This is a genomic window from Cupriavidus sp. 8B, from assembly GCF_054589115.1.
Map to the genome: position 1 here is coordinate 1 of NZ_BAAILO010000469.1, position 267 is coordinate 267.

1 pseudogene is annotated in these 267 nt (G+C 59.2%); it reads left to right on the plus strand.

The features are described 5' to 3' along the window. Nucleotides 1-267, plus strand: a pseudogene (locus ACYP5B_RS44570) (hypothetical protein); the annotation flags it as partial.

Below are 267 nucleotides of genomic sequence, written 5' to 3' on the forward strand. Positions count from 1 at the left end.
ACTGACCATGACACGCATTGCCAAGGTCATCCTCAAATCCACCAGCGGCGACGAGTACTCGTGCTCGGTACACTATGAGCCAGACGCCGACGTTGTCACACTACCGGTGCGCCTGGACAACCTCGTCGATGCCTCCATTGCGATGGGGGAGCGTCACGTCCTTTTGCTGCTGGAAGACGGCTATCAGTTTCCGCTGGTGCGCATGGAACCTGCGGTCTACAACGTGGATCGTTCCAAGGCGGCCAAACGGGGCTGGATGGACGAAGC